The following is a 2,970-nucleotide window of genomic DNA, read 5'->3' as shown; positions in this document are numbered from 1 at the left end:
GTTCAGCTTTAGAGCCTGTTTAGTTCTTTTGTTCTAACAAAGTTGACATGCTCCCACTCCTCACTTCCCATCTTTACCCAATTCGGTAAGTAGCCGCCGAATCACAGACGCATCTTCGGCATTAGGAACTTTTGTTAAATAATTTTGTAAGTCGTCTGTAGCTTGGGGGTAGTAACCGAGTTGATAATAGATCAAACCGCGATCGCGCAATTCTAAAGTTAAATTAGGAAACAGCAACAAAATTCGTTCAACTGCTGCCAGCGCTTTTTCTAACTTTTGCTGTTTGAGGTAAATAAATTTTAAATTTGTCAGCATCCGGGCCAAAAATTGCCGATTACTGACTACAGCTAAAAATTCTGGTTGCAGCGTCACGTGTTGCTGATAAAGTTGAGATAGACGTTCCTCGCAATCTTGGGCAAATATTATTTCACCGCCATTGAAGGCATCCACAAAAATCTCTACATCTGGAATATCTGGACGAATCAGGAAATGTCCTGGCATTCCCACACCTACCATCGGAAAATCAATCCGGCGGGCAACTTCCAGATAAACCAGCGCTAAGGTTATAGGAATCCCTAGTCGGCGGTCAATTACATCATTGAAAAAGCTATTGCGTGGGTCGTAATAGTCAATTTTGTTACCAGAAAAATTTAAATCATCGTAGAGATACTGATTAATACTTTGAACTATCCGCAAAGGATATCGTGAATCAGGCAGACGTTCTTGTAGCTCCCACGCCATTGTATCAAGGGCGTTGAGGTATTCCTCTGTATCTAGATTGGGGTATTCTTCTTGTGCAAGATACAAAGCTGCCTTTGCTAGGTCAATACGCTCGTCAGACTGCTGAATCTCCTGGTAAAAATATTGTCTTGCTGACGATAAATTCATAAGCTGTTGCTCGGTGGAATTGTGAGAATGAAGCCGCAGCTACACCCAACCTGGGCATCGCGACTTGGCTAAAAGTAGTTTTTTGTATCTATCTTTATCTTATGGATATTCAGAAGTTTTGGAACTGTAGTTTGTAGATAGCTTTATATATATCTATTGCCAACTAACTTTTAATAAATGCTGTGTTGGTGATATCTACAACAGGCTACGCCCACGCAAAGCACAGAACGGCATACAAATAATGATTCTTCCATATAAGACTACTATAGATTTATACAATTTTTATATAGTTATTAATTTAGTAATAGCAAAAAAATCCCTATAAAAGCTATATGTACGATGCTTTTGACAGGTTTTATATCTTAGAAAAATATAAATTACTATTGTAATTTTTTAGTGAATATCAGTAATAATACTTGTTTTTTCAATTCTATTTACCAATAATACTCATGGTTATACGATTTAGCTGAAATCAAGTTAGTAGAATGTCAATATTCCACTAATTACTGTTTGTGTGTGCGATCGCAGCGAAAGGCGAAATCTTCACCTGCTATGGGAGATTTTTGGTTAATTTCGCTGGCAAATTTGTGTGCAATTTTTAGAGACAACGGGGTTAATTAATGAAGACTTATCACGTTTTACAGGCAACACTGACGCTAGCAACTTGTACTTTGTCAGCTTTAGTTATCTCCACAAGTGCCAATGCGTCTACTGTCGTAACGTTTGACGATCTAAAAGGTGATAACCTTCTAGTACCGGATGGCTATGGTGGAATCCGATGGGATAAAAATTGGACTTATTACGGTTTCGATCAATTCCCATACACTCCTGAGTCAATTCCGAACCGAATCTATGGGAAATATGACAAGTGGAATCACAGTATTCCATTCTACTTTGAATCACCCGTAATCTTTGATGGCAGTTATTTCGCTGGCAGTAATCCCTTTGGATTAGTAAGCTTTTCACTCTACAATGGAGGAACACTACAGGCAATATCTGCATCACTTGCACCTTCTTCTACACCAACTTTTCTGTCATCGGGTTATACAGGGCTGGTTGATGAAGTTCGTGTAAATTTTTACAGTAGCTCTACAGTGATGGATAATGTAACATATCATACTGCTGCTGTTCCTGAACCAGCTTCTTTGATTGGTTTGCTTGGTTTAGGTGCTTTTGGTGTCACCTCTAAGTTGAAGCGCAAGCAAAAGCAGCAAGTTGACTGCTAATAAAATCCTTAAATTATTAAGCAAAAGCTAGGTATCAAAATCTAGCTTTTTTGCTGTAAGTGCAAATATCTCGGTAATTTAACAGAGTGGCATCTTTAGCTACAAAGCCTCATAGCTCAGGCGATCGCACCTGAAAAATGAGATTAGGGATAAACTGGAGTCTATTCCGTCAATCTGGTTAGGATGAGGACTACAACCTCAGCCACCAAGCTGCTTTTTAAGGAATTACTAAGGGAGTTATGTCCCCGTCCGGTGCTAAAGTGAAAGTTGACATTGCTTATTATTATGTCTTCTACGACCTTATCTGAAATCTAGCTTCACTCATTAGGCGCAGCATGGTCACAACCGCAGAAAAAACAAACATTGGTTACATTACCCAAATCATTGGGCCAGTTGTAGACGTTAAATTTCCCGGCGGGAAATTGCCACAAATCTACAACGCTTTGAAAATCAAAGGCACCAACGAAGCTGGACAGGAAATCAACATCACCGTTGAAGTGCAGCAACTGCTGGGCGACAACCAGGTGCGGACTGTTGCGATGAGTTCCACCGAGGGCTTAGTCCGCGGTTTTGAAGTCAGCGATACAGGCGCTCCCATCAGCGTCCCCGTTGGTAAAGCCACTTTGGGCCGAATTTTCAACGTCCTTGGCGAACCTGTGGATAACAGGGGCCCTGTAAATGCTGAGGCAACTCTACCCATCCACCGCTCTGCTCCCAAATTCACCGACCTGGAAACCAAACCTTCCGTGTTTGAGACTGGGATTAAAGTTGTTGACCTTCTGACTCCCTATCGACGCGGCGGTAAGATTGGTCTGTTCGGCGGTGCTGGTGTTGGTAAGACCGTGATCATGATGGA

General features: G+C 41.1%; 2 protein-coding genes and 1 pseudogene. 2 read left to right on the top strand and 1 reads right to left on the bottom strand.

Annotated elements, in window-relative coordinates; all coding sequences use genetic code 11:
• Positions 1-60: 60 nt before the first annotated feature.
• On the bottom strand, positions 61-888 hold the full coding sequence (locus HWQ44_RS27800; protein ID WP_292725211.1) for a SirB1 family protein: 828 nt from the start codon (positions 886-888) through the stop codon (positions 61-63).
• Positions 889-1,508: 620 nt separating this feature from the next.
• Here HWQ44_RS27800 and HWQ44_RS27795 point away from each other — a divergent pair.
• On the top strand, positions 1,509-2,114 hold the full coding sequence (locus HWQ44_RS27795) for a PEP-CTERM sorting domain-containing protein (protein WP_292725210.1): 606 nt from the start codon (positions 1,509-1,511) through the stop codon (positions 2,112-2,114).
• 335 nt (positions 2,115-2,449) lie between these two features.
• Positions 2,450-2,970, top strand: a pseudogene (locus HWQ44_RS27790) (F0F1 ATP synthase subunit beta); the annotation flags it as partial.

Origin of the sequence: Nostoc sp. JL34 (assembly GCF_017114945.1) — a bacterium.
GTDB lineage: Bacteria > Cyanobacteriota > Cyanobacteriia > Cyanobacteriales > Nostocaceae > Nostoc.
Note: the sequence above shows the minus strand (reverse complement) of the source record. Positions and strands in the feature narration are given on the sequence as shown.

Bases quoted from the DNA above. Each gene is read 5' to 3' on its own strand.
- HWQ44_RS27800 (WP_292725211.1), bottom strand. From the start codon at position 888: ATGAATTTATCGTCAGCAAGACAATATTTTTACCAGGAGATTCAGCAG.
- HWQ44_RS27795 (WP_292725210.1), top strand. From the start codon at position 1,509: ATGAAGACTTATCACGTTTTACAGGCAACACTGACGCTAGCAACTTGT.